Source organism: Hydrogenimonas sp. (assembly GCF_029932565.1).
Classification (GTDB): Bacteria; Campylobacterota; Campylobacteria; order Campylobacterales; family Hydrogenimonadaceae; genus Hydrogenimonas.
Window position 1 is genome coordinate 1 of record NZ_JAOZPV010000041.1, and the last position, 1,651, is coordinate 1,651.

The following is a 1,651-nucleotide window of genomic DNA, read 5'->3' on the forward strand; positions in this document are numbered from 1 at the left end:
GTGGCGATGTCGAGCTCCTTTTCACTGTCGACCCAGAGCGTCTGACCGATAGAGGCGAAAAGGGTTTCGGCCTCCTCTTTTTTCTTCTCAGCACCCGTCAGTGTCGTCATCGAGGCAAAAAATTCGGCGGCGATGTTGGGCATGACGCGGACATAGTGTTCCGCTTTGACACTCTTTTTCAATCTGTCGATGGATGTGCCGGCGAGGACGGAGTAGAGTACCTCCGCTTTGCCTTTCAGCATGGATGAAACATCTTTAAAAGCATGGGGTTTTACACAGAGCAGGACGGTTTCGCCATCGATGTCATATTTGTCGAGGAGCGCGGTTTTTGCATGCCTGGAGAGCTGTTTCGTAAAGTGGAGAAGCTTTTCGCCGTCGCGTCCGACGATCGTGAGTTCATGCTCCTTTTCGAGCCCTTTGGCCAGAGCGAGTGCCATTTTTCCGGGACCGACGATTGTGATATTCATGATTGGCTCTCCGCATGGCTGAGAAATTTTTTCAGAGGGTCCGCCAGACCGAAATCGGGGTATTTGATCGAGTCGAGAACCACCTGCCCCATCACACCTTTTTTCTGATTGAAGACCAGCGGCGCGATAAAATTGACATGGGAATTTTCCAGCGGTGTGTCGACAATCATGATATTGAGAACCATCGCATCCTCCTCGTTTTCGAGCCGGAGTTTTTCCACGGCGCTTTTGGGGAGGTCGAATACATAGTCATTGCGGAGAGCGGCCGGCTGGATCAGCGTGAAAGCGGGTGTGTCGCCATGTTTGCTGGTGAGTCTGAAAAAGATCTCATCAATGGGCTCCAGCACGACATCTTCGAGGTCGTCGAATCCCAGAATCGGTATGACGGCTTTAAAATCCATGAAGGTATACCTTTTAATGCATTAGTAATAATATATCGGCTAAAATTGATTATTAGTTTATTCCAGAGTACCTATGACTACCCTGAAAGCGTGTTGCAGAAAGAGGGGATGTCAGGTCATCGAAAAGGGTGTGAATGCGTCGAATGGCTCTAAGTTTTCTGATGGGAATCGTGATAATGTCGGCCATAACCGGTTGCGGTTCCAAGAGTGAAGAGGAGTATGAAAAACCGGCACTCTACTGGTATCAGAAGATGATGAAAAAGATTGCCAGCGGCAATCTCGAAGAGGCGGACAATATCTTCACGTCGCTCGAGAGCGAACATATCAGTTCGCCGCTCATTCCGCAGGCGATGATCATTCTGATGCAGGCACATATGGACAGCGAAGAGTATCTGCTGGCCAATTTCTACCTCGAAGAGTACATGAAACGCTACGGCAGTTTCAAAAATCGCATACTGGCCGAGTTTCTTCAGATCAAGGCGGCATTCTATGGCCTGCATTCACCGCAGCGTGACCAGAAACTCATTTCGGATACGCTGATCCGGGCGAGAAACTATATCGTCAAGTATCCGGACGGGGTCTATACGCCGATGGTCCACACGATGGAGGTGCGTCTGCAGATGACCCGATTCCTCCTCAACGAAAACATCGCGGCACTCTACGAACGGCGTGACAAGCCCAGAGCGGCCGAAATCTACCGGAAACGCAACGAAGTGGGCTGGATCAAACTGGACGATATCGAACCGCCGTCGAGAGGGTGGTTTGGTTGGTTATTCGAGTAGG

At 50.3% G+C, this 1,651-nt stretch carries 3 protein-coding genes; 1 reads left to right on the forward strand and 2 read right to left on the reverse strand.

Annotation, left to right across the window (positions count from 1 at the left end; genetic code table 11):
- Window positions 1–467 (reverse strand): NAD(P)-binding domain-containing protein (locus tag Q1K24_RS06110; protein WP_300367506.1); only part of this gene is annotated, 467 nt, incomplete at its 3' end.
- Window positions 464–868 carry a flagellar assembly protein FliW gene (gene fliW / locus Q1K24_RS06115; protein WP_300367509.1) on the reverse strand — a complete coding sequence of 135 codons (405 nt, stop codon included), beginning with the start codon at window positions 866–868 and terminating at the stop codon, window positions 464–466. The genes fliW and Q1K24_RS06110, both read right to left, overlap by 4 nt.
- 134 nt (window positions 869–1,002) lie before the next feature.
- On the opposite strand from fliW, the gene bamD reads away from it, so the two are divergent.
- On the forward strand, window positions 1,003–1,650 hold the full coding sequence (gene bamD, locus Q1K24_RS06120; RefSeq protein WP_300367512.1) for an outer membrane protein assembly factor BamD: 648 nt from the start codon (window positions 1,003–1,005) through the stop codon (window positions 1,648–1,650).
- Window position 1,651: the final 1 nt, after the last annotated feature.

Coding starts and splice junctions, on each gene's coding strand:
- fliW (WP_300367509.1), bottom strand. CDS start 868: ATGGATTTTAAAGCCGTCATACCGATTCTGGGATTCGACGACCTCGAA.
- bamD (WP_300367512.1), top strand. CDS start 1,003: ATGCGTCGAATGGCTCTAAGTTTTCTGATGGGAATCGTGATAATGTCG.